Annotated in this window: 20 protein-coding genes; 5 read left to right on the top strand and 15 right to left on the bottom strand. The window is 57.0% G+C overall.

Annotation, left to right across the window (positions count from 1 at the left end):
• Nucleotides 1-17: 17 nt before the first annotated feature.
• The 5 genes from ACFFLD_RS17740 to ACFFLD_RS17720 all read right to left on the bottom strand — a co-directional run bounded on the left by ACFFLD_RS17740 (nt 18) and on the right by ACFFLD_RS17720 (nt 4,776).
• Nucleotides 18-554 (bottom strand): TRAP transporter small permease, encoded by a 537-nt coding sequence (locus ACFFLD_RS17740; RefSeq protein ID WP_386042799.1) that lies wholly within the window; start codon nt 552-554, stop codon nt 18-20.
• A 103-nt stretch (nt 555-657) separates the two neighbouring features.
• Nucleotides 658-1,659, bottom strand: coding sequence for a sialic acid TRAP transporter substrate-binding protein SiaP (locus ACFFLD_RS17735; RefSeq protein ID WP_386042797.1), 1,002 nt, complete (start codon nt 1,657-1,659; stop codon nt 658-660).
• A 161-nt stretch (nt 1,660-1,820) separates the two neighbouring features.
• On the bottom strand, nt 1,821-2,996 hold the full coding sequence (locus tag ACFFLD_RS17730) for a four-carbon acid sugar kinase family protein (RefSeq protein ID WP_386042795.1): 1,176 nt from the start codon (nt 2,994-2,996) through the stop codon (nt 1,821-1,823).
• The gene (gene pdxA / locus ACFFLD_RS17725) at nt 2,993-4,015 is read right to left on the bottom strand and encodes a 4-hydroxythreonine-4-phosphate dehydrogenase PdxA (protein ID WP_386072485.1); all 1,023 of its coding nucleotides are present in this window, start codon (nt 4,013-4,015) and stop codon (nt 2,993-2,995) included. Before pdxA ends, ACFFLD_RS17730 begins: the two co-directional genes overlap by 4 nt.
• On the bottom strand, nt 4,012-4,776 hold the full coding sequence (locus ACFFLD_RS17720; RefSeq protein WP_386042791.1) for an SDR family NAD(P)-dependent oxidoreductase: 765 nt from the start codon (nt 4,774-4,776) through the stop codon (nt 4,012-4,014). Before ACFFLD_RS17720 ends, pdxA begins: the two co-directional genes overlap by 4 nt.
• Nucleotides 4,777-5,007: 231 nt before the next feature.
• Here ACFFLD_RS17720 and ACFFLD_RS17715 point away from each other — a divergent pair, with 231 nt between their 5' ends.
• From ACFFLD_RS17715 to ACFFLD_RS17705, 3 genes are read left to right on the top strand one after another with little or no spacing between them, the layout of a single operon-like run.
• Nucleotides 5,008-6,171 carry a fumarylacetoacetate hydrolase family protein gene (locus tag ACFFLD_RS17715; protein ID WP_386042789.1) on the top strand — a complete coding sequence of 388 codons (1,164 nt, stop codon included), beginning with the start codon at nt 5,008-5,010 and terminating at the stop codon, nt 6,169-6,171.
• Between the two features lie 46 nt (nt 6,172-6,217).
• Nucleotides 6,218-7,519 carry an L-fuconate dehydratase gene (locus ACFFLD_RS17710; RefSeq protein ID WP_386042787.1) on the top strand — a complete coding sequence of 434 codons (1,302 nt, stop codon included), beginning with the start codon at nt 6,218-6,220 and terminating at the stop codon, nt 7,517-7,519.
• Complete coding sequence (locus ACFFLD_RS17705) at nt 7,519-8,946, top strand: FAD-binding oxidoreductase (protein ID WP_386042785.1); 1,428 nt, start codon at nt 7,519-7,521, stop codon at nt 8,944-8,946. Before ACFFLD_RS17710 ends, ACFFLD_RS17705 begins: the two co-directional genes overlap by 1 nt.
• Nucleotides 8,947-9,018: 72 nt before the next feature.
• Here the strand turns inward: ACFFLD_RS17705 and ACFFLD_RS17700 are convergent, their stop codons facing one another.
• From ACFFLD_RS17700 to ACFFLD_RS17685, 4 genes are all read right to left on the bottom strand, one after another.
• The gene (locus ACFFLD_RS17700; protein ID WP_386042783.1) at nt 9,019-10,314 is read right to left on the bottom strand and encodes a TRAP transporter large permease; all 1,296 of its coding nucleotides are present in this window, start codon (nt 10,312-10,314) and stop codon (nt 9,019-9,021) included.
• On the bottom strand, nt 10,311-10,853 hold the full coding sequence (locus ACFFLD_RS17695; RefSeq protein ID WP_386042781.1) for a TRAP transporter small permease: 543 nt from the start codon (nt 10,851-10,853) through the stop codon (nt 10,311-10,313). The genes ACFFLD_RS17700 and ACFFLD_RS17695 overlap by 4 nt, the downstream gene beginning before the upstream one ends.
• 106 nt (nt 10,854-10,959) lie before the next feature.
• Nucleotides 10,960-11,940: a TRAP transporter substrate-binding protein gene (locus tag ACFFLD_RS17690; RefSeq protein WP_386042779.1), complete on the bottom strand. Its 981-nt coding sequence runs from the start codon at nt 11,938-11,940 to the stop codon at nt 10,960-10,962.
• Between the two features lie 299 nt (nt 11,941-12,239).
• A complete protein-coding gene (locus ACFFLD_RS17685; RefSeq protein ID WP_386042777.1) occupies nt 12,240-13,139 on the bottom strand; it encodes a LysR family transcriptional regulator in 900 nt (299 codons plus the stop codon).
• 151 nt (nt 13,140-13,290) lie between these two features.
• On the opposite strand from ACFFLD_RS17685, the gene ACFFLD_RS17680 reads away from it, so the two are divergent.
• Together ACFFLD_RS17680 and ACFFLD_RS17675 are read left to right on the top strand one after the other, a co-directional pair.
• Nucleotides 13,291-14,496 carry a CaiB/BaiF CoA transferase family protein gene (locus ACFFLD_RS17680; RefSeq protein WP_386042775.1) on the top strand — a complete coding sequence of 402 codons (1,206 nt, stop codon included), beginning with the start codon at nt 13,291-13,293 and terminating at the stop codon, nt 14,494-14,496.
• A 9-nt stretch (nt 14,497-14,505) separates the two neighbouring features.
• Nucleotides 14,506-15,447 carry a hydroxymethylglutaryl-CoA lyase gene (locus tag ACFFLD_RS17675; protein WP_386042773.1) on the top strand — a complete coding sequence of 314 codons (942 nt, stop codon included), beginning with the start codon at nt 14,506-14,508 and terminating at the stop codon, nt 15,445-15,447.
• Here the strand turns inward: ACFFLD_RS17675 and ACFFLD_RS17670 are convergent.
• The 6 genes from ACFFLD_RS17670 to speB all read right to left on the bottom strand — a co-directional run bounded on the left by ACFFLD_RS17670 (nt 15,444) and on the right by speB (nt 23,112).
• Nucleotides 15,444-16,916, bottom strand: coding sequence for an aldehyde dehydrogenase family protein (locus ACFFLD_RS17670; protein ID WP_386042771.1), 1,473 nt, complete (start codon nt 16,914-16,916; stop codon nt 15,444-15,446). The two genes, ACFFLD_RS17675 and ACFFLD_RS17670, sit on opposite strands and share 4 nt — an antisense overlap.
• 13 nt (nt 16,917-16,929) lie before the next feature.
• On the bottom strand, nt 16,930-17,664 hold the full coding sequence (locus ACFFLD_RS17665; RefSeq protein ID WP_386042769.1) for an MBL fold metallo-hydrolase: 735 nt from the start codon (nt 17,662-17,664) through the stop codon (nt 16,930-16,932).
• Nucleotides 17,661-18,971, bottom strand: a complete 1,311-nt coding sequence (locus ACFFLD_RS17660) for a purine-cytosine permease family protein (protein WP_386042767.1) — start codon at nt 18,969-18,971, stop codon at nt 17,661-17,663. Before ACFFLD_RS17660 ends, ACFFLD_RS17665 begins: the two co-directional genes overlap by 4 nt.
• Entirely contained in the window at nt 18,961-20,619 is a 1,659-nt protein-coding gene (locus ACFFLD_RS17655) for a 5-guanidino-2-oxopentanoate decarboxylase (protein WP_386042765.1), read from the bottom strand. The genes ACFFLD_RS17660 and ACFFLD_RS17655 overlap by 11 nt, the downstream gene beginning before the upstream one ends.
• Nucleotides 20,620-20,628: 9 nt before the next feature.
• Nucleotides 20,629-22,011, bottom strand: coding sequence for a YjiH family protein (locus tag ACFFLD_RS17650; protein ID WP_386042763.1), 1,383 nt, complete (start codon nt 22,009-22,011; stop codon nt 20,629-20,631).
• Between the two features lie 153 nt (nt 22,012-22,164).
• The gene (gene speB, locus ACFFLD_RS17645; RefSeq protein WP_386042761.1) at nt 22,165-23,112 is read right to left on the bottom strand and encodes an agmatinase; all 948 of its coding nucleotides are present in this window, start codon (nt 23,110-23,112) and stop codon (nt 22,165-22,167) included.
• Nucleotides 23,113-23,178 lie beyond the last annotated feature (66 nt).

Here is a 23,178-nt window from a genome sequence, read left to right as displayed (position 1 = left end):
AGTATCGTTAGAACGATTTATTCTTGACTATTAAGCAGCTCATGAGACCCCGTGCGCCAGTGCCGAACCGCCACCTGTATACCGCGCACCAGCATCATGATGAAGCCCAGCATCACCAGGTAGTAGAGCCAGCTTTTAGGAATGTCGACCGACACCATCATCGCACTGGTGCGGTCGGCCAGTTTGAAAGTGACCCAGGCCATGATGGAGAAAAAAGCGATATTAATCAGGTCGACTACCGTCGCCATCAAACGGCCAAGCCACATCGGCATGTAGCGATAAAAGAACTCCACGGCGATATGTGAGCCCTTGCGCACGGCCATAGTGCTACCCAGAAAGCCCACCATCACCAGCAAGTAGCGCGCCATCTCTTCAGTCCAGGCGATGGAGTTGCCGAGTACATAGCGGCTGAAGAATTGCAGAAAGACATCCAGAGCGAGAAGCCAGAAGATCCCTAGTGTCAAGAAATCCTCCATGCCGTACTCACGAACATCGAAGGAGTCGTCATCGAGGCCAGCGAAGCTGATCTCATTAGTGGCATCGTGTTGGGTCATAGAAGGTTCCCTGTCGCCCCACCCTAGGCTGGAGATGGGGCGAGTTATGGCCTACGAAATTAGCCTCAGGATAAGTGAGTCCAGAAAAGCACTCACCTCGGCGTTATTGCCCGATAGCCTGCAGGCGATCATAGGTTTCCTGATCCCAGGTCGCCGCCTCGCCGTTATGGGCAGACATTGTGGCATCACGGAAGGGAGCGACATCCACCTCATTGACAGTCACGCCCTGCTCCTCGAACCAGGCAACCAGCTCGTCTTCTGACGCCAGGATATCCTGGGTGATACGCTCGCCAGCTTCCTTGTAAACCTCACGAAATATTTCGCGGTCTTCCTCAGAGAGGCGATTCCACAGCGGTCCACCGGCGATGGTGATCAGCGAATCGGTGATATGCCCAGTTAGATTGATATAGTCCTGCACCTCATGGAACGCCTTGGCCCGAATGGTCGGCAGTGGGTTCTCTTGGGCATCCACCACGCCTTGTTGCAGCGCTAGATAAACCTCTGAGAAAGCGATGGGTGTGGGGTTAGCCCCTACCGCTTCAGGGAACATCATGTACATGGGTGCATTCGGTGTCCGGATTTTCAGGTCTTGCATATCCTCCGGCGTATTGATCGGTTTGTTGGAGGTGACATGGCGACGGCCGTAGTAATTCATGGCTAACGGCACGTTACCGGTTTCATCCTGGTAGCCTTGGGCAATTTCTTGAAACAGATCACTGTCAGCGTAAGCTTGCCAATGCTCAAAATCGCGGAACATGTAGGGCGCGCCGGCAATTCCTACGGGGCCATAGAAACGTCCGGCAAATTGATTGCCGGTGTAGATCAGATCGACAGTCCCGAGCTGCAACCCCTCGTTGATATCCGACTCTTTACCCAGCGACGACGCCGCGTGGACATTAATCGAATAGCGGCCATCGGTGCGCTCCTCTATTTCGTCCGCCGCCCACAGTGCCCACTCATGGTAGGGTTCGGATGTCTCATAGACGTGTGCAAACGTAAGCTCTTCTTGCGCATTCACTGCACCGGTCAACGTAAGACCGCTAGCAATCAATGTGGCACTTAGCAGGCGAGACATCTTGAGGTGGTGTTGTCGTTTTTGGCTCATCGTGTACTCCTCACAACCATTGGATTTGTTGTTGGTTATTGTGCGAGTGGCGGCAACCGATATAACTGACCATCTGTCTGTATACGTATCATACCACCAGATTCAAAACTAGCTGGTTGCTTGCCATCCTGCAACCATTGCGATCAGGGTTTTTATCGTACTTATAGCGCGCCTGACGATGTAAAAAGCTGATCATGCAACGTCACTAGCAGCCGGGGGTCACCAAAGCCGCCTGCTTTAGTCATCACTCGTTGCCGCGTATCGCCATCTAAAAAGCCCAGGGCTACCCCCGGCGACCACTCCGTTTCAACGGAGATATACTTGACGTCCATCTTTGTAAGCACAGCCATGGCGATGTCGCCGCCCGTTAGAAACAGCAAGTACTCCTCAGACGCCTGCCAGGAAGTAGCAATGTCAGTTACTTTAGCAGCCATCGCTACTGCCACTTGGCTGGCCGGAATGTTGCAACCAGGTACGACCGCACAGCTACTTAAATCGGGGTGGTATAAATCGTTATGGCCACACGCTTCCACAACATCTAAATCAGGCAAACGCTGACGTAGCTGCTGGAACTGCTCAGCGGCGCGATGACTTCGCGAGCCGATGGCATAGAGCACCGACTTTACGCGGTGGAGCGATCGAAACTGCCCTTTAATTTGTCCAAAACAGTCCTGCGCAATCGCCGTTGCCAGCCCAGCGGCACCCACCATGGCTCGCGCAGCGCCAGCACTCAGAAGTAGGGTATAGAGTGCTGAAAGCTCCTCATCGCTTTCGGTATCGACAATACAGTCCTCACTAGTAAGCAGTTCGTTCTGGCCGGGTCGATAGCGCTGCAAAGGCATACCGTTGGTAGAAAACACGTGATCAATCGGGCCGACAAGCGGTGTTGAGCGAGCATCCTGCTGGTAATCCGTCTCCCTTAAAGGAACGCCATCGACCCACACTTCGGCGCTACGCACCACTCGCCCCTGTGCCGGAACGGCAGGGGCCAGCAGCAGCGGAAGCTCAAGAGCCTCTCGCATCGCCCGACACTCCGCGACCACTTGACCTCGCAGCGTCGAATCGATTTTTTTAAACCACTGCTGCGGGCCTACACGTTTGAGTAAGCGTACTGCTTCGCTCACTCGAAGCGCGGCTTCCTCAGCGTTGAGATGGCGGGATTCGGTATTAACAGCGATAACGTCCGGCCACTGGCCTTGCCAAGCGGTTAGGGTCGCTGCTAGTACCTCCAGGCCGATCACTACCCGGGCATCCCCTCCCCGTGCGGCAAACGGGGCCGCTGTGTCCAGCGCACCCGATAAATCATCGGCAATAATCGCTACCTGGCAGCCACTCACAACGCGGCTCCACTGGCTAACCGACGCGCGTAGGCAATGGCTGACGCCATATTGGTAGCATCGGCTCTACCCTGCCAGGCAATATCAAAAGCGGTACCATGATCCACGGAGGTACGTTGCAGCGGTAGCCCAAGACTGACGTTCACCGTGGTATCAAAAGCAATCAACTTGACGGGGATATGGCCCTGGTCATGATACTGGGCAATCACCAAGTCGAACTCGCCTTGCGAGGCTCGGTAAAACACCGTATCTGCCGAGATAGGTCCGCTCACATCAAAGCCGCGCTGGCGCAAGCGTTCCACTGCAGGTGCGATACAACGGCTATCTTCATCGCCAAAAATCCCACCTTCGCCGCAGTGCGGGTTGAGCCCAGCAACCGCGATACGCGGCTCACGCGTGCCCAGGGCGATTAAATGCGCATGCCCTGCTTCAACAGTGGCAATAATGCGCTCAGGGGTGACACGCTCGATCGCCTCACGCAGCGAGACATGGGTCGACACATGCAGCGTTGAGAGCGTTTCAGATGCGAGCAGCATGAACGATGAGGGCGCACCGGTAAGCGAGGCCAGCATACCGGTATGGCCATCGTAATGGTGCCCGGCCTCATGCAACGCTGCTTTATTAAGCGGCGCGGTGACAATCACTTGGGCATGCCCCGCCTGCACTAGCTCTACCGCTTTTTGAACACAGCGAAACGCCATATCGCCCGCACTGGCGCTTATTTCACCATCGGGTATAACCACCCCCGACGGCACTTCAACGGCGGCGACCGCCACGCTGTCTTCACTATGCTCAGCTTGCTCAAGGGACACGAAGGCCAAGTCATTGGCGCCCGTGCTGGCACTCGCGCGGCGGAGAATCCCAGGATCCCCCACCACTACCGTCGAGGCACGCTCGGCTGCCGACATAGCGCTCAATGCTCGACAAATGATCTCTGGGCCGATGCCAGCAGGATCGCCCATAGTGATCGCTATTTCATAGTGCTTATGCCTTTTAGACGTAGGAGAAGAGGTACTCATGGCATTAGCTGTCCGCCGTTAACTTCAATGATCTGACCCGTGACGTAGCCACTTAATGTATCAGTGCCAAGGAAGACATAAGCGCCTACGCACTCTTCCGCCGTGCCCAACCGCCCCATGGGAATCGAGGCACGCGCGGCATCTAAATGCGCTTCACTGGAGTGCCGGTCATGGAAATCGGTCGCGATCGTGCCAGGGGCGACGGCATTAACGCGAATATTATCCCCCGCCAATTCCTTGGCCATATTACGCGTTACCGTACTTACAAACCCTTTGGCGGAAGCGTACAACCCCGCACCACCTCCACCGCCGTTACGTGCGGCAATTGAGGTCGTGTGAATGATATTCCCGCCCCCAGCACGCTGAAAATGCGGCAGTGCCGCTCGGCTGGCCATGATCACCGAACGCACATTGAGATCCATGACCCGGTCATATTGGTCATCGTCCATCCCATCTAAACCAACACGGCCCTGCATATCGCCAGCGTTATTGATCAACAGGTCTAAACCGCCCAGACGTTCAGCAGCATCATCGACTAATTTTTGGGTCTCGCTGGTGTGGCTTACGTCTGCTTTTAGGGTAAAAGCATCCCCACCCGAATCGCGAATCGCCTTAGCCACGGCTTCAGCGGGTGCCTCACTGCTGTGATAGTGCACCGCTACGTGCGCCCCCAACGCCCCCAATTGTTTTGCGACCGCTGCGCCAATTCCACGGCTGGCACCGGTAATCAACACTCGCTTACCTTTCCACTCGTCTAACATGCAATCCTCCTTACCGCTTTTTGTTTTATGGTGAGCGTTGTACTTCGCGAACCGGCTTCATCGCGATAGATTTAACTATCGACCCGAAATGGAGCGGTGCGCTACAGTAAGTCATGACCTGGCATACCTGTCATACAACACGACATCCATAACATGATAGGCGATGCCACACCAATCGCCAGTCGAGCATCATTTGTTAACAACAATTGTGAACTACTACCGGAGGCGCACGTGCAACCACTTTCTCTAACGGACTCTCTGCCCGATGACCTGGATAAAGCGCTGTTGGTGGGCCGCGTATGGCTGGAGAGCCCGCACCCCGGCCCCGCGCTAGTGACCGTGCAAAGCGGCCAAGTTATCGATATCACTGCGTTTGGCCCGACCATGGCAGACCTACTCGAGCGCGACGATGCTCTGGAGATAGTGCGAAATGCACAAGGAGCCAATCTGGGCAGTATTGAGACATTATTGGCAAACTCTCAGCTCCCCCACCCCAAGGCGCCTTATCTGCTGGCCCCTTGCGATGTGCAGGCGGTGAAAGCGTGCGGCGTCACCTTCGCAGTCAGTCTTTTAGAACGGGTAATCGAAGAACAAGCGGGTGGTGACTCTGCGCGTGCCAACGAGCTGCGCAACGACTTGCAGGCATTAGTCGGCACCGATCTTTCTAAAATTGCACCGGGCTCTGAAGAAGCCATGTCACTGAAAAAAGCACTTCAGGCACGCGGCGCCTGGTCGCAATATATGGAGGTCGGCATCGGTCCCGATGCGGAGGTATTTACCAAAGCCCAGCCGCTCTCATCGGTGGGCTTCGGCACGCCAGTGGGCCTGCACCCGTCATCAAAATGGAATAATCCTGAGCCGGAAATTGTCCTGGCGGTAGACAGCCGCGGCCAGGTGCGCGGTGCCACCCTAGGCAACGACGTTAATCTTCGCGATGTGGAAGGACGCAGTGCTCTACTGCTCGGCAAGGCGAAAGATAATAATGCCTCCTGCTCCATTGGCCCTTTCATCCGCCTGTTTGATGACCATTTTGATATTGATAGCGTTCGCAACTGCCAGGTATCGCTGCGCATTGAAGGTGAGGATGACAACTTCCTGCTCCAGGGCGAGAGCGACATGCGCGAGATCAGCCGCGACCCGTTGGACTTAGTGCATCAAACCATCGGCGCCCACCACCAATACCCGGACGGCTTTATGTTGTTCCTGGGCACCATGTTCTCGCCTATTCAGGATCGCGATGGTGAAGGCCAGGGCTTTACCCATCACCTCGGCGACCGGGTCACCATCACTACGCCAGCGCTGGGCGCCCTGGTTAATCGAGTAGGCAGAAGCGATCAACTATTGCCCTGGACCTACGGCATTCGTGACTTGATGCGCCATTTAGCCCGACGCTGATTCTAACCAGCAATACGCCACTCATCGCACCGCCAAGGAGAGCAACATGACAACGATAACTCGCGTCGAAATTCAGGACATCCGCTTCCCCACCTCGCGCTCGCTGGATGGTTCGGATGCCATGAATGCTGCGCCGGACTACTCCGCCGCCTATGTCATCCTGCATACCGATGACGCCAGTCCCGAGGGGCACGGTCTGACCTTCACGATTGGTCGCGGTAACGAGATTGTGGTCACTGCCATCCAGTCGCTGGCCCCGCTGATTGAAGGGCGCACGCTAGCTTCCATTACCGACAACATGGGGACTTTTTGGCGTGACATCACCGGCGATAGCCAGTTGCGCTGGATTGGCCCCGATAAAGGCGCGATTCATCTGGCCACCGCCGCCATCGTCAATGCCGTATGGGATATGTGGGCGAAACACGAAGGCAAGCCGGTGTGGAAACTACTGGTGGATATGACGCCCGAACAGCTGGTGCGCTGTCTCGATTTTCGCTTCGTCACCGATGCGCTAACCCCACAAGAAGCGATCTGTTTGTTGCGCCGTCAAGCCTCCGGCAAAGCGGCCCGGGAAACCGAAATGCGCCGCGATGGTTACCCCGGCTACACCACCTCAGCGGGCTGGCTAGGCTACAGTGACGAGAAGGTGCGCAGCTTGGCTCGGGAAGCGCTGGCCGAGGGCTGGACCCACTTCAAACAGAAGATTGGCGGTGATATTGAAGAGGATGCAAGACGCGCAGCGCTGCTGCGTGAGGAGATCGGCTGGGATAACGTATTGATGATGGACGCCAACCAAGTGTGGGAAGTCGATGAGACCGTCACCAAAATGCGCCGGCTAGCCGAATTTGATCCGCTCTGGATTGAAGAGCCCACCAGTCCTGACGATATTCTAGGGCATGCCGACATTCGTCATCGCGTCGCGCCTATCGGCGTTGCCACCGGCGAACATTGCCACAACAAGGTAATGTTCAAGCAGTTCTTCCAGGCGGATGCCATCGATTATTGCCAGTTAGATGCAGCTCGTTTGGGTGGGCTTAACGAAGTGATTTTAGTAACGCTAATGGCCGCTAAGTTCGGCGTGCCCATTTGCCCCCACGGCGGTGGCGTTGGGCTTTGCGAATATACTCAGCATATCTCCCTATTCGATTATATTGCGGTATCCGGCAGCCTCGATGGTCGCGTGCTGGAGTATGTGGATCACCTTCACGAGCACTTTGTCGACCCTGTGGTCATCAACCGTGGCCGCTACCAAGTGCCCGAAGCGCCGGGTTACAGTATTGCCATGCACCCAGAGTCTCAAATACAGCACCGCTTTCCCGAGGGTGCTGCCTGGCAGGAAGAGAGTTAATGACCGACACCATTCCCTTTTTAAACGAACTCACTACCCTTCTCGGTGAGCGCGGTCTCATTCGTGAGCCTGACGCCATGGCGCGTTACATCAGCGACTGGGCGGGCGATACACTGGGCATGCCGCTGGCCGTGGCCCGGCCAGCGAATACCGAGGAAGTCGCTGAGGTCGTCAAGCGCTGCCATGAGCATGGTATAGCGATGACACCCCAGGGCGGGCATAGCGGCCTGGTAGCAGGTGCCTTGCCCGCCGCGAGCGGGCAGGAACTGGTCATTAGCCTGGAGCGCATGAATAGCGTGCGCGCCATTGACCCCATTAACTTCACCATCACCGTCGACGCTGGCTGCATTCTTGAGAACGTCAAGCTGGCCGCCGCGGAACATGACTGCGACTTTTCGCTCTCGTTGGGCGCCCAGGGTAGTTGTCAGATTGGCGGCAACATTGCGACCAACGCGGGTGGGCTTAACGTGTTGCGCTACGGCATGATGCGCGAGCTGGTGCTGGGGCTTGAAGTGGTACTCCCCGATGGTCGCCTTTGGGAAAGCCTTAACGCGCTGCATAAAGATAACCGCGGCTACGATCTTCAACAGCTGTTTCTGGGTAGCGAAGGCACATTGGGGATCGTCACTGGCGCGGTGCTGAAACTCTCTCCACGCCTTACCCAAAGCCGCAGCGCGATGCTGGGTCTGCCCTCCGTTCAGGCGGTGATTGACCTATATAGTCTGGCGCGACGCGACTGCTGTGATTTGCTGACGGCTTTTGAGCTGATTCCTCGTCGCTGCATTGAGCTGGCGATCGAAGCAACACCCGAGCTAAGCGATCCACTGGATAACGCCTACCCCTGGTATGTGTTGATGGAAGTGGCAGCCACTGGACCGGTGGATTTGGGGTCATTGCTGGAACAGCTGCTGGAAACCGGTATGGAGCGTGACTTGGTGCTGGATGGCGCGCTGGCATCGAGCGACACTCAATCCGCCCAGTTATGGCAGTTCCGAGAAAGCATGCTGGAAGGTCAGCGGCGACGCGGCGAGCATTTGCGTACCGATATCTCGGTGCCCATCTCATCGCTTCCCGACTTCGTTAGCCGGGCCAGTGACGTCGTTATGGCGGCGTCACCCGAGTGCGAGATCATTGCCTACGGGCACGTGGGCGATGGCAATCTGCACTTCAATATTCTGCCACCCAGCGCAATGATGGACAGCGATAAGAAAGCCCACCTGCACGACCTGGAGGAGCGCCTGTTTGAGGTGCTCGATGAGTTCCACGGCAGCATCAGTGCCGAGCACGGCATTGGCCGTAAAAAGCAAGCGCCTTACCTGGCACGGCTATCGCCTATTGAGCGGGAGTTGATCAGCGGCGTTAAAGCGCTGTTCGATCCCAAGGGACTGATGAATCCAGGCAGGATCTTGCCTGCAAAGGAGCACTAGCAAGCATTAGAAAGGCCCACCTGCCCCGCGGAAACAACGCCGCGGGGCTTTTCTATCAGATAAATGTCTTGATCAATACCCCATAACATCCGGCAGCCACGTGGCCAATCCCGGTACAGCAATGAGCAGCAGAATGGTGGCAATAATCGGCAGCAGGAACGGCAGTATGGCAGTGACTACCTGACCGTAACGCAGCCGGGTAATACCGACCATCAGGAAAAGCACCGTACCGAACGGTGGCGTAATGACGCCCACCGACAGTGTAATCACCATCACGATGCCGAAGTGTACGGGGTCTAGCCCAGCACTGAGCGCCGCTGGCACCACAATGGGGGTGAAAATCAGGATGCTTTCGATTACCGACATAAAGCAGCCGATCAGCAGGAAAAACAGCGCAAAGCAGAGCAACAGCGCAAACATGGGCATATCGATGCTGGCGACCTGGCCCGCCAATGCCTGCGGAATGCCCATGCGTACCAGTATCCAGCCGTAAAAACTGGAAACCGCGATAATCAGCAGGATCACCGCGCTGAACATCAAGGTGCGCCGAAAGGCGTTGAATAGATCCCGCCCATTCAAGTCGCGATAGACCAGCCCCCCCAGAATTACTGCGTAAAGTGACGCTATGGCGCCAGCCTCGGTGGGCGTGAAAAAGCCGCCCCAGATACCGCCGACGATAATCGCTGGCATCATCAGCGGTAAAATAGCGCGTTTACCGGTGCGAACGACTTCACAGGCATCAAAAGGGGTGGGTTTAGGCATCACTACCTTACCGCTGGCAGATAACAACACGGTCATGCCCATTAGCAGCAGCGCCATCAAGATACCCGGCATCAGCCCCGCCATGAACAGCCCGCCAATACTCACATTGGCCAGCCAGCCGTAAACAACCAAGGCAATACTGGGCGGTAGAATCGGCCCGATTACGCTGGAGGCAGCGGTAATCCCGGTAGAATACCCCAGCTCATAGCCGCGCTCTTTCATCGCCTTGATTTCAATACTGCCAAGCCCGGCGGCATCGGCCACAGCGGTGCCCGACATCGTTGCAAAAATGGAGCTTGCCACCACGTTGGCGTGGCCAAGGCCCCCCTTGGTAAATCCCACCAGCGCGGTAGCGAAATCAAAAATTCGCGTGGTGGTGGAGCCAATATTCATGATATTGGCGGCCAGAATAAATAGCGGAATCGCCAGCAGTGTGAAGTTATTGAGCGTTTGCACCATGCGCAGCGGGAGTAACTCAACGGGCAGCCCGCCGGTGCCGGTGGCAACCAAAGCAATAAAGGAGGTAACACCAATGGCGACCACCACGGGCAAACCAATGGCCATCAGTACTAACAGGCCACCGACGAAAATCAGTAGTTCGGTCATGGTTGAGAGGCCTCCTCTTCATGGGACGTTTCCAACCACGCCACCGGGCCGCGCAACGTTTGCCAAAGGGCGATCAGTGCCATACCAACAAAGCTGAAAAAGATACCGTAATAGAGGTAGCTGAAACTGATACTTAACGAGACGGTTTTATTGTTGGCGCTCATGTCCGACATGATCCACGCACCCCAGGCGGCAAGCGCAAAAAATGCGCAGGAGATCAGCGCAGTTAAACGGTACTGAATATTTTTACCCAGCCCGGAAAGCTTGTGGCTAAACAGATCGACCACCAAGTGCTCGCTGCGTGCCCAGGCGGATAGCGAGCCAAAACCAATAGCGTAGATCGCCAGCATCGATGCCACCTCCTCAGTCCAGGGCATCCCCAACCCCAGCAGGTCGCGGGCAATCACGGCCGCCACGATCAGCAGCAAAATGGCTGCCATCAGCGCCACGCCGACCCCATCGCACAGCCGTGTAACGCCGCGCAACGTATAGAAAGCAATTCGATCCGGCCCCTTGTTGGGCACTACCGCGTCTTCCACAGGAGAACTCCTTACCCTGACGTCTTCTTGGTCATCTATGACAACTTACTTGACTGATAAAACAACGACGGCCCAATGGGCCGCCGCGATCTCTGTCCGTTTCGTGTTACTCGCTGTCGTTACCCAGCGCATCTTCACGAACGCCCTCGGCCATGTCAGCCATGACACGATCAATGGCCGGTAACGCTGCCTCGCGGAAAGGCGCCACATCCGGTTCAATGACGGTCATGCCTTCATCCTGCAGCGCTTGCAGGTAGAAATCATCGAGCTCGCGTTCTTGCTCTGACCCATACTGGCGGGCCACCTCAATGGCCTCTTCGATCAGCGCCTGATCTTCCTCTTCAAGACCCTCCCACCAGCGAGCACTGGCCACCCAGCTCCACGGGAACTGCACGTGGCTGGTCATGATCAAATAGTCCTGCACTTCCCACAGGCGACGGGTATAAGGAGAGGAGAGCGAGTTCTCATGCCCATCGACCTGCCCCGTCTGCATGGCGAGATAAATCTCTGGTGCCGGCACGTTGACTACCTGAGCGCCAATCTCCTGCCACACTTCCAGCCATACCGGCAGCGAAGGCAGACGCAGGCGGAAACCCTCCAGATCAGCCGGTGAGTGTATCTCCTTGTTAGCTGTCATGTGGCGGGGGCCGCGGTGCTGCAAACCAAAATACTTCAAACCGCCCTGGCTTTCGGCTTTCTCGACCAGCGCTTGGCCTGAAGGACTCTCCATATAGGCGTCGACCTCGTCCCAGGTGGTGAATACAAAGGGCACCGTAATGGCGTCATATTCAGGCGCATACTGTTGGCGCCAGTTACCACCGGTCAGAGAGAGCTGGGTTTGGCCCAGGTTAAGTAGCTCCAACACGGCGTTTTCACCGCCCAGCGAACCCGCCAAAAAAGGACGCACTTCAAAGCGGCCAGGCGCTTGCTCCTCCAGGTACTCCGCAAAGCGCTCTACCGCTGCGCTTTCCGAGCCGCCTTCGCTCATAGTGTTGTTGACTTGAATTTCGATAGGGTTCGCCAAGACGAACGGCGCCGTCGTCAGCATGCCTAGGGTAGCCAGCGTGGCAAGCAGTTGTTTCCGCATGGGATGACTCTCTACGGTTGTCGTTATTGGGTGTGATGCTCGTTCGATCTTGAAACAAGCCGTCAATGGGCTCAAATCGACGTTCAAGAAGGCTGGCTTCGTCAAATACGATGGCTAGAAACGCTGCTATAGCGCGCTCTGTTAGTTGACCGGTGGCGACCATACGACCAAAGATGAATACCTGTCCGCTATCAATGGCTCTTTAACTAGGCAGTCATGAGCCGCCACAATACCGTGGTGTCACGAAAGCCAAGACTACCGCTTTCACGATGCGCGAAGTCACTGGCTCTCTTTTACAGCTAGCCCTCGACGGTATGCTGGGTAAGGTGATCCACCAGATGTCGGGCCGTCACGTGCAGTGAGGAATAGCGGCGCATGCCAATCACCAACTCGCGCTGGGCCCACGGGTCGCTGAGTGGAATGCTTTTGAGCTGTAAATCACCCAGGTCACGGTAGATGGTTTGCTCAGGCAGTACGCCAACGCCCATGCCGTGGTGAATCATCCGGCAAATAGCATCGAAACTGCGCACCTGTATGCGCATACGCAGCGCTTTACCTGCCAGGGTCGCCTGCTCATACAGCAGCGATTGAAGCGAGGCATCCTGCTGCAAGCCAATAAAATCGAAGGCCAATGCTTCGTTGAAGGCGATGCTTTCACGTTCAGCCAGCGGATGATCGATAGGCGTCATCAGCACCAACCGATCCTGCCGATAGGGAAGCTGTTGAAGATCTGGCGCTGGCACATGCCCGGCGAAAATCCCGACATCGGTCAGGCCATCACGCACGGCAGCAATGATTTCGCTGCTGACCCGCTCCTGCAGGTCGATCTTGATTTCAGGGTAGAGCTTGGAAAAAGCACTGAGATCCTGTGGGAGAAAGGCGATGATCGCCGAGGTATTGGAGTGAATACGCACGTGCCCACGCACGCCTTCACCATACTCACTAAGCTCGGCATGGAGACGCTCGATGTTATCCAGAATACGTCGGGCATGGTGCAAGAACGCCTGGCCTGCGGGGGTCAGCTCAACGCCACGAGGACGACGGTAAAGTAACGTGGTGCCTACCAGCGCCTCCAGATCACTGATTCGCTTGCTCACGGCTGCCAGCGCCAGGTGTTCACGCTCGGCGGCGGCCGTCAGGCGGCCCTCATCCGCCACGGAGATAAACAGTTTAAGGGTGACGAAATCGAAGCGACGCATGACACATAACTCCCATGAGGCAGACGAATGATGCTAACGCATACCTTCGTAAGCGACGAACCCTTTGTTCCCGATTGCCTAATTGTCGCTCTTGGTCGGCTCACGCATGCTGACCATAACCGATGATAACGATAAATAGAGGAAAGCCTTAATGAATGCCTCCGAAGCCCGTCAGCTCCCGCTAAAGGGCTTAAAAGTGCTTGAGCTTGGCCAACTGATAGCGGGACCTTTCGCCACTAAACTGCTGGGTGAATTTGGCGCCGACGTGATTAAAATCGAGCCGCCAGGCACCGGCGACCCACTTCGTAAATGGCGAATGATAGAGGACGGCACCTCGCTGTGGTGGCATGTACAAACCCGCAACAAGCGCTCGGTGGCATTGGATTTAAGGAGCGAAGAGGGCCAGGCCTTGGTGCGAAAGCTCGCCACCGAGGCTGACGTAGTGGTGGAAAACTTTCGCCCCGGCACGCTGGATAACTGGGGGCTGGGCTGGGAGGCGCTTGCCAACCTCAATCCGCGGCTGATCATGGTGCATATTTCCGGCTACGGCCAAACCGGCCCTTACCGCGACAAACCCGGTTTTGGTGTGATTGGCGAAGCCATGGGCGGGTTGCGTTATCTCACCGGCCAGCCGGGAGAGCCTTCAGTGCGGGTGGGCGTCAGCATCGGCGACTCGTTGTCGGCGCTGTATGCCGTTATCGGTACGTTGCTGGCGCTTCAGGAGCGCAACCACAGCGGCCTGGGCCAGGAGATTGATGTTGCGCTGTATGAGTCGGTGTTTGCGATGATGGAGAGCCTGCTGCCGGAATTTGATGCCAGCGGCCAAATCCGCGAGCCCAGCGGCAGTGCTCTGCCCGGCATCACCCCCTCCAACGCCTACCGCTGCCAGGGCGGCGATTACGTATTGATCGCCGGTAACGGCGACAGCATCTTCAAGCGTCTTATGGGCGTTATTGGCCGTGAAGAGTTAGCCAACGATCCGGCGCTGGCTCATAACGACGGGCGAAGCCAGCAGGCCGACATGATTGATGCCGCCATTCAAGCCTGGACCGCAGAGCGCCCAAGAGAAACCATTTTACAGGCCTTGGATGATGCCCGCGTGCCCGCAGGCTATCCCTACACGGCAGAAGACATCGCGGTTGATCCCCACTACCTGGCACGCGAAATGATTCAAACCTTTACCCGTCCCAACGGCAACCCATTAAAAGTGCCCGGCGTACTGCCTAAACTCAGCGCTACCCCTGGCCGCATCGGTAATGGAGGCCCTGCCCTGGGCCAACACACCGACGACGTGCTGGATGAGCTGGGCATTGATCAAGACACCCGCGCCAAACTGCGCCAAGCGGGTATCATTTAGGGAGTTGTCATGAGCCAACGATCATCATGCCCTGCAAAGGTAGAGATCAACGAAGTTGCCCCACGGGATGGTCTGCAGATTGAGGCACGTTTTGTCCCCACGGAAGCGAAAATTCGCTGGATCGACGCGCTCTCTACCACAGGCCTACGCCGCATCGAAGCAACCTCGTTCACCTCACCCAAAGCCATTCCCACCCTGCGCGATGCCGCTGAGGTGGCGACCGGCATCCAGCGCCGGGAGGGTGTCGATATCACCGTACTGGTCCCGAATGTAAAAGGCACCGAGCGGGCATTGGGCTGCCAGGTCGATGAGATCAACCTGGTAATGTCGGCAAGCAATAGTCACGGCCTGGCCAACCTGCGCATGACGCCAGAACGCTCCCTTGAACAGTTCGCCGCCATTCTGGACGTCACTAAGGACAGCGGTGTGTTTATCAATGCCTCACTCTCGACGACCTTCGGCTGCCCCTTTGAGGGTGAGGTTCCCGAAGTACGGGTACTGGAACTGGTCGAGAAGCTTATCGACTTGGGCATTCAGGGCGTGACGCTCTGTGATACCACCGGCATGGCCAACCCCGTCCAGGTCAAACGCCTATGCGAAACGGTGCTAGAGCGCTGGCCCCAAACGCCGTTTACGCTGCACTTCCACAACACTCGCGGCATGGGATTGGCCAATGCGCTGGCGGCTTGGCAGGCGGGCATTACCCGTTTCGATGCCTCATTAGGCGGGCTGGGCGGCTGTCCCTTCGCTCCCGGGGCAACGGGCAACGTATGTACCGAAGACCTGGTGCATATGTTTGAAAGCATGGGCGTCGATACCGGCGTCGACCTGGATGCGCTACTGGATGTTGCCGCCACCCTTCCCGACCTTATCGGCCATGACGTGCCGGGGCAGGTGGTTAAAGCCGGGAAATCGACCCGGCGTTATGCGATGCCAGTACGCGAGTCTTAAGCAGGCCCAATCACATGCTTTACTTCAAGGTACGCACTTAGCCCCCAGGGGCCGAGTTCACGCCCGATACCGCTACGCTTGAAGCCGCCCCAGGCGGTTTCGGGTAGCACCAACTGTTCGCTGTTATACCAGATGCTGCCCGCCTTGAGCTGACGGCCAATCCGCTTGGCGCGTTCTGGGTCACCGCTAATGACCGTCGCCGCCAAGCCAAAAGCGCTGTCATTGGCGAGTTGAATCGCCTCCTCTTCGCTTGCCACGCTGCGGGCGCAGAGCACTGGACCGAAAATCTCCTCTTTCCACAGGCGGCTCCCCACCGGCACATCGCGGTAAAGCGTGGGTGCCAGGAAATAGCCTTTTTCGGGTAGCGTGCGATGTGTCCCATCGCGCACCACTGTCAGCCCTTCCTGCTCGGCAAGATCCAGATAGCGTTGCACGGCGTCACGCTGTTTGGCACTGGTCAGTGGACCAAGGTCGGTAGTGTCAGCAAGCGGGTCGCCCAGCGTTATCGCATCCATGCGCTCGGCAAGCGCGGCGTATAGTGCGTCAGCGACGTCTTCATGCACCAATAAACGCGAGGTTGCTGAGCAGATCTGCCCGGCATTGAAGTAGATGCCCGCCATCACCCAGTCAGCAGCTTGGGCAGGGTCGGCGTCCTCCATCACCAGAATCGGTGATTTTCCGCCTAGCTCTAAAGAGACGCTGGCGGTACGCGCGCTGGCGGCTTGCATCACTGCTTCACCGACACGATTACTGCCAGTAAAGGAAACCTTATCCACGCCTGGATGATTAGCGAGCGGTGCGCCAATGCCCTCACCGTCGCCGTTGAGCAGATTCAAAACACCCGCGGGAAGACCAATCTCCAAGGCAATTTCTGCCAATATCTGCTCGGGCAGTGGGACCACCTCTGAGGGCTTCAGAATGGCCGTACAGCCAGCGGCCAGCGCAGGCGCGAGCTTCCAGGCGCTGGTCACCAGCGGGAAATTCCACGGTGTAATCAATCCCACGACACCAGCGGGGTCGTGATAAGTACGTGCCTCGACGCCTTCCATCTCGACGTCAACACGCTCGCCTTGGCGGGCATCCAGCGCTTTCGCCTGCTTGGCGTAATAGCGGTAACAGGCAATCGCATCGTCCAGATCAATCCCCGCCTCTGCCAGTGGTTTACCGTTATTGGTCGCTGACAATGTGATCAACGAATCCCGGCGAGCCATCAGGGCATCGGCAAAGCCATCAAGGTATGTTGCACGTGCTGCCCCACCCAGTGCCTGCCAAGCGGGTTGCGCTATCTGCGCCGCCTCTACTGCGGCATCAACGTCCGCGGCATCCCCCGCGGTTATCTGTGCAATACGCTCTTCGCGGTAAGGGTTCATCACGTCGAGCAGGCGAGTACCTTTGGAGGCGACCCACTGGTTATTGATAAACTGCTGGTCAACAACTGATGGATAAGTGGTCTGTGAGGTCATGGACATTTTCGTGGCTCCTTTAAAGATCATGTTGGCGAAGCCAATCATCGATGAGCTTTGTGAGATGCTGGCCGCTAAAACTGGGAAAATGGCCGCCGTGAACAATGCGAACGGGCAGCTTGCGCAACCGACGCATGCTGGCGGCGTAGTCGGTAAGATCGCTATGCCAGAGGTCTTCAATTAACGGGCCATCGTAAATCAGGTCGCCCGAGATCAGCGTCTGGGTGGCCGCCTCCCACAGCGCGATCCCGCCGGGCGAGTGGCCCGGAGTATGAATCACCTCCCACTGACGATTACCCAAATCCAGCATTTCACCATCCGCTAGCGGGCGCACCTGCTGCGGCGCCGTGATGCGGTAGCGACTATGCGAATAAGGATTGGAAGGCAGCGCCTCAAACATCTCATCGCTAAGAAACTGATCGGCCAGGGTACGCGTGTTGTCGGGTGAGGCCAGGATGTCCGCCTCGGCGGCATGCACATGGCAGCAGCCAAACTCGTGGGCGGCGCCGATATGGTCAAAATGCGTGTGGCTGGCCACCGCCAACAGGTCACGCTCGGCAAGCTGCGCCACGTGCTGCCGTAGCGGCACTGCGCCCAGGCCGAAGTCCACGACCATGCCGCGCTTGCTGCCCTGAACATGCCAGATATTGCAGCGATAGAATGGCTTGATCCACGGCTCATCGATGAGAGTGATACCGTCTTCCTTAGGGGCGGTACGGTACCACTGCTTTGCATTGATACGCTGAAGAGTCATACGGCCACCCGTTTCCCGACAACCGCTTTACTGACAATAAAATAGAGCGCGCCAGTGATCACGAACACCGGCAGCGACGCACCAAAATCCAACGGATCGACCCAGTTCCAGTAGTAAGCTAGTAACGCACCTACCGCGTAGCTGCCCAGCGCCAGCCAGTTGAAAGCGGGCAGACTATGTTCAGCCTGGATAAGCTGTGCAGAGGTATAACGCTGACGTCCCAGCAGGTAGTAATCGACAATCATCAACGAAAAGGCAGGAATAAACACACTGCCAATAATCAATAAGAATGTCTGGAACTGATCAAGAATTCCAGGAATGAGGGCACCGATTACCGATACTACGCCGATAATCAGCGCCGGTTTCCAGAACGGCACCTTAGGGCGCACGCTCATAAACGAAAGCGTCGCGCTATAGACACACATCACGTTGGTAGTTAGTACCGAGAAGAAAATCACCAGAGCAGCGGGCAGGCCGAATCCGAAGCCGCTCAGCAGGGCCGTGGGGTCGTAGGTGGGCTCCATACCGACGCTGATCGAAAGCGCTGACACCGTAGCGCCCAAGCCCATCGCCACCAGCGTTGCCACCACGTAGCCGCCCCAGGTGCCCACCACTGCGGCTTTTAGCGAGCAGCAATGCCGATTGTAGTCAGCCGCCAAGGGAATCCAGGAAAACGCCGTCGCGACCACGATATCGAACACCACGCCGCCGCCCAGCACGCCTTCGGGCTCCAACTGGGTGATGCTCGGCAAATCGTAATGCCGATTGAGTGCGAACAGCACCACCGCCGAGAGTCCCAGCATCAGCAGTGCCGCTATTTTCTCAACTTTCTCGATCCCTAAGTGACCGCGCAGCGCTATCAGCACCACCAATGATTCACAGATAACTGTGAAGAGCGCCACATTTGAGTAACCGGTAAAGCTTTCCACGGCGTAATCCAGACTCATGCCAGCGAGCAGCGCCTGAATCCAACTCCAGGCAATCAGCGCTAACAGATTCACCCAGGCGGGGAAGTTAGCCCCTTTTCTGCCGAAAGTGCCCCGCGCGAGTACCATCGTGGTCATGCCGGTTTGCTGTCCCATCACCCCGATTAACACCAGCGGAATGATGCCAATCGCCGAACCAATCAAGATCAGCAACATCGCATGCTGAAAGGTCAGGTCAGGGACTAAAAACATGCCGGTCAGGATGGTGGTAACCACCACATTGGCGCCGAGCCACAGTGCAAAGGTTCCCGGCAGCCCGAGGCTATGCTCAACGTTGTCCGCTGATAGGGTATCTTGACCTACGACGTGATTATTTTTCATTATTATCTCCTGTTGATATCAGGCTTTTCTGCCACGCAGCGGCGTCAATTTCGATCAGTAAAGGCCCGTTTGTTTCACGGTTGGCGAGCGCCTGGGCAAGCTCGGCGGGGCTTTCCACCAGCATGCCAGGGCAACCAAAGCCTTCGGCCAGGGTAAGGAAGTTGGGCGCTTGAATATCGACACCTAAGCGCGCCACGCCGTTGGCATCCATATACCGGCGGATCTCTTCGTAACCGGCGTTGTGCCACAGCACAATCACCACCGGCAGGCGGGCTTCGACCGCGGTGGCGATTTCTGAGAGGGTAAACATCACGCCGCCATCCCCCACCAGTGCGACCACGGGCAGATCGGACCGCGCCAGCTGTGCCCCCAGCGCCGCGGGAAGCCCGTAGCCCAAGGTGCCGTAACCGGTGGACGCATTGAAATAGCGCCGAGGCGCTGGCTGGCTAACCAAATGGTTGCCGGCATACACCGGCGCGGTGGAGTCGCCTACCAGAATCGCGTCAGGCAGGTACTCGGCAAGCGTTTTATAGAGTGGCACAAAGTCGCTAAACGCCGGATCATTTGCCAGATCAAGCACGTTCAAGGCGCCAGCGGTTCGCTCCGCGCCATGACGTTTCAGCGGTTCGGGAAAGAGACCGAGCAGAAGCTCCAGACTACGCCCGGCATCGCCTACCAAGCCAAGCGTGGTGCGCTGATTGCGTACCAGCTGTTCTGGGTCGAGATCAATCCGGATCAGCGTGCCGTTGAGCTGAAAGCCGTCATCAAACACCACGTCGTAATCGGTCTCGCCAAGCTCCGTCCCCACCGCCAGAATCACATCGGCGTTAGCGGCAAGCTCTCTCACAGCGGGCAGCGCTGCATTGGCGCCCAAGTCCAGCGGATGATCACGGCCAAGCAGCCCCTTGGCGTTGATAGTGGTGACCGTCGGGGCATCGAGATTTTCTACCAACGCACGCGCGGCGCCAGGTGATGAGACACAGCCACCACCCAGCAGCACCAGGGGCTGTTTCGCCGTTTTCAATAAACGGGCTGCTTCAGCGAGACCCTCTGGGTCAGGTGCGGCACGGTAGAGCATGGGCGCTTGCCAGGTAGCAGGCGCCACCACCGGTGCATTAAACAGATCGATAGGGATTTCAATATGCACCGGACCGGGGCGAGCACCGTTGAAGACCGCAAAGGCACGCGCCAGCACCTCGGGCAACGTGTTGGCATCCAGCAGAGTGTGGCTAAACCGAGCTACGCCGCTGATCATTTGCTGCTGGCTGGGTAGTTCGTGCAGCCGCCCCTGACCTAGGCCCAGCGTATCGCGGCGGTTAACACTTGAGATCACCAGCATGGGTATCGAGTCCGCCAGGGCCTGCCCCATGGCGGTGGCAATATTGGTCATCCCTGGCCCGGTGATAATCAGACAAACCCCAGGCTGACCGCTGGCACGGGCATAGCCATCAGCCATGAACCCAGCGCCTTGCTCATGGCGCGGGGTGATATGCTGAACGTCGCTGTCTTCCAGGCCGCGATATAGCTCCACCGTATGCACGCCGGGAATGCCAAAAACGGCGCGCACTCCGTAACTATCACGCAGCAGGCGAATCAGTAGCTCGGCGCAGGTTATCGTCGCTTGATGGTTCGTTTCGTCAACGCTCATTAGACCCCCTTAAAAGAAAAACGTATGGGCCATAAAGGCGATGATCGGCAGTGTAATCGCGGTACGCAGCAGGAACACCACCGCCAGTTCCCACAGAGCGATAGGAATTTTGGATTTCAGCAGTAGCGCGCCGATTTCCGACATGTACACCAGTTGCGTCATGGAAAGGCACGCAATGACAAAGCGCGTCAGTTCGCTGTCGATATTGGTGGCCAGTACCGCCGGCAGGAACATATCGGCAAAGCCAACCAGCGTCGCCGGTGCGGCCGCTTGAGCCTCGGGAATCCGTAATAGTTCAAGCACCGGCACCATGGGGTAAGAAAGCCAGGTGAATAGTGGGGTAAATTCGGCCAGAATCAGCGCCACGGTGCCAATGGCGAAGACCAGCGGCAGCAGCGTCAAAAAGATATCAATGACGTTAATGAGCGCCAATCTTGCTAGCGCTTTAGGCCCAGGGGCTGCCGCGGCGCGGCGGGTAGCCTGCAGCAGGCTATAGCGGAACAGGCCGACGTTTCCAGTATTCTCCTCGCTGATCTGACAGCCTACCGGTTCATAGTAGTCGTTGGATTTCAGTGATAACGGCGGAATACGCGACACGATAATCGCAGCCACCAGCCCCGACACCACAACGGTGAAGTAAAACGGCACGAAGAGATGATTGATGCCGATAAAGTTGGTGACCAGCAGGCTAAAGGCAATGGACGCCACCGAGAAATTCGTCGCGATCACCGAGGCTTCGCGGCCGTTATAAAAGCCCTGCTCGTATTGCTGTGAGGTAATCAATACGCCCACGGTGCCCGACCCCATCCAAGAAGCCGTCGCATCGATAGCGCTACGCCCCGGCAAGTTGAAAATCACCCGAAACGGCTTGCGCACCAGGCTACCGATAAACTCCATGAAACCAAACTCGACCAGAAACGGCAGCAAAATGGCGGCAAAGAAGAAAAACGTCAGTAGCACCGGCGCCAAGTCGTTGAGCATCACCCCGCCCGTAAACGAAGCGGTGACGAATTCAGGGCCAACCTGAAAGTAAGTCATCACCACGAAGATGGCGCCCAGGAGGCGTAGCGCCACCCAAATCAGCCCGACATTGAACATATCGCCAAAGTGGCCGCCTTGGGCCCAGCCGGGGTTAGCCGCTTTTACGTACAGCGTCACTATCACCGAGATACACAGCACCCCCATCGCTATCAGCGGTAACGCCTCGCCGAGTAGCGCCTGTAGGCCATCGGCCATCATTCCCATCCCGATATTGACCGAGTCGCCTACCTGGAACGGCACCAGAAACAGCAGCACGCCGATAATGGACGGGATCAAGAATTTCAGTAGATGGCGTCGAGGGATAGGTCCCGTTGAAGAGGGCTCGTCGAGATTCACTTGTGAGTAAGACATGAACGTTCACCTATAGGAGTGATTATTGGAGGTGGGCTGGCGGCGTCCTGAAGGGAAGCAGTGCTTCCCTTCTTATATTTTGTAATCTGTGCCTTGTTAGGTCGGCACTTGGTACGTCAAACCTGATGGTTGAACGTTTTAGAAGCCGAGCGATTAGCCGTGTTTCACGCCCGGCAGTACACAGAGCATTTCATATAACAGCGTGGCGCCCATTAGCGCGGTGTTACCGCTGGTGTCATAGGGGGGTGATACTTCCACCAGGTCACCGCCAACAATGTTCAGACCCGCGGCACCGCGCACAATTTCCAGTCCCTGTGTCGACGTCAAGCCGCCCATTTCCACCGTGCCGGTACCCGGCGCTACCGAGGGATCGAGACTGTCGATATCAAAGCTGATATACACCGGCGTATCACCCATCTGCTCGCGCACTTCCTCCATCAATGGCGCAAGCGACCGGTACCAGCACTCCTCCGCTTGCACCACACGAAACCCCTGGTCGCGACACCAGTCAAAATCCTCGGCTGAATAGCCAGTGCCACGCAGACCGATTTGTACCACCTTGCCGTGAGCCAGCAAGCCCTCTTCCTGGGCGCGGCGAAAAGTAGTGCCGTGAGCAATCTCTTCACCAAACATGTGCTCGTTCACATCGGCGTGAGCGTCAATATGAATCAGTCCTACCGGACCGTGCTTTTTGGCCATCGCCCGCAGAATGGGCAGCGTCATGGTGTGATCGCCACCCAGAGTTAGCGGTGTACAGTCGTGGCTAAGCACGTCATCGAAAAAGTCGGTGATAATGTCGATGCTTTTCGGCAGATGAAACGTATTGATCGGCACATCGCCAATATCCGCCACCTGCAGGCTTTCAAACGGCGCAGCACGAGTGGCCATGTTGTAGGGGCGCAGCATGCGCGACTCATCGCGGATCTGACGCGGCCCAAGACGCGTTCCGGGTCGATTGGAAGTGCCAATGTCCATAGGAATGCCAATGAAAGCAGCATCCAAGCCAGCCGCATTTTCCTGCGTTGGCAGGCGCATCATGGTGGCAGGACCTGCAAAGCGCGGCATGGTGTTACCGCCCAGCGGCTGGTTAAATTCCGGCATCGTCGTCTCCCTTGATTTATTTTGGCGCTGAGGCGCGGCTTGCATCTCTCCAAAGATATTGCACAG

Origin of the sequence: Vreelandella sulfidaeris (assembly GCF_042429665.1) — a bacterium.
Taxonomy (GTDB): Bacteria; Pseudomonadota; Gammaproteobacteria; order Pseudomonadales; family Halomonadaceae; genus Vreelandella.
This window is presented reverse-complemented; position numbering and strand designations above follow the sequence as displayed.

Coding starts and splice junctions, on each gene's coding strand:
- ACFFLD_RS17680 (WP_386042775.1), top strand. CDS start 13,291: ATGAATGCCTCCGAAGCCCGTCAGCTCCCGCTAAAGGGCTTAAAAGTG.
- ACFFLD_RS17690 (WP_386042779.1), bottom strand. CDS start 11,940: ATGCGGAAACAACTGCTTGCCACGCTGGCTACCCTAGGCATGCTGACG.
- ACFFLD_RS17685 (WP_386042777.1), bottom strand. CDS start 13,139: ATGCGTCGCTTCGATTTCGTCACCCTTAAACTGTTTATCTCCGTGGCG.
- ACFFLD_RS17720 (WP_386042791.1), bottom strand. CDS start 4,776: ATGTTAGACGAGTGGAAAGGTAAGCGAGTGTTGATTACCGGTGCCAGC.
- pdxA (WP_386072485.1), bottom strand. CDS start 4,015: ATGAGTACCTCTTCTCCTACGTCTAAAAGGCATAAGCACTATGAAATA.
- ACFFLD_RS17700 (WP_386042783.1), bottom strand. CDS start 10,314: ATGACCGAACTACTGATTTTCGTCGGTGGCCTGTTAGTACTGATGGCC.
- ACFFLD_RS17655 (WP_386042765.1), bottom strand. CDS start 20,619: ATGAGCGTTGACGAAACGAACCATCAAGCGACGATAACCTGCGCCGAG.
- speB (WP_386042761.1), bottom strand. CDS start 23,112: ATGCCGGAATTTAACCAGCCGCTGGGCGGTAACACCATGCCGCGCTTT.
- ACFFLD_RS17670 (WP_386042771.1), bottom strand. CDS start 16,916: ATGTCCATGACCTCACAGACCACTTATCCATCAGTTGTTGACCAGCAG.
- ACFFLD_RS17705 (WP_386042785.1), top strand. CDS start 7,519: ATGACCGACACCATTCCCTTTTTAAACGAACTCACTACCCTTCTCGGT.
- ACFFLD_RS17665 (WP_386042769.1), bottom strand. CDS start 17,664: ATGACTCTTCAGCGTATCAATGCAAAGCAGTGGTACCGTACCGCCCCT.
- ACFFLD_RS17740 (WP_386042799.1), bottom strand. CDS start 554: ATGACCCAACACGATGCCACTAATGAGATCAGCTTCGCTGGCCTCGAT.
- ACFFLD_RS17650 (WP_386042763.1), bottom strand. CDS start 22,011: ATGTCTTACTCACAAGTGAATCTCGACGAGCCCTCTTCAACGGGACCT.
- ACFFLD_RS17660 (WP_386042767.1), bottom strand. CDS start 18,971: ATGAAAAATAATCACGTCGTAGGTCAAGATACCCTATCAGCGGACAAC.
- ACFFLD_RS17735 (WP_386042797.1), bottom strand. CDS start 1,659: ATGAGCCAAAAACGACAACACCACCTCAAGATGTCTCGCCTGCTAAGT.
- ACFFLD_RS17710 (WP_386042787.1), top strand. CDS start 6,218: ATGACAACGATAACTCGCGTCGAAATTCAGGACATCCGCTTCCCCACC.
- ACFFLD_RS17675 (WP_386042773.1), top strand. CDS start 14,506: ATGAGCCAACGATCATCATGCCCTGCAAAGGTAGAGATCAACGAAGTT.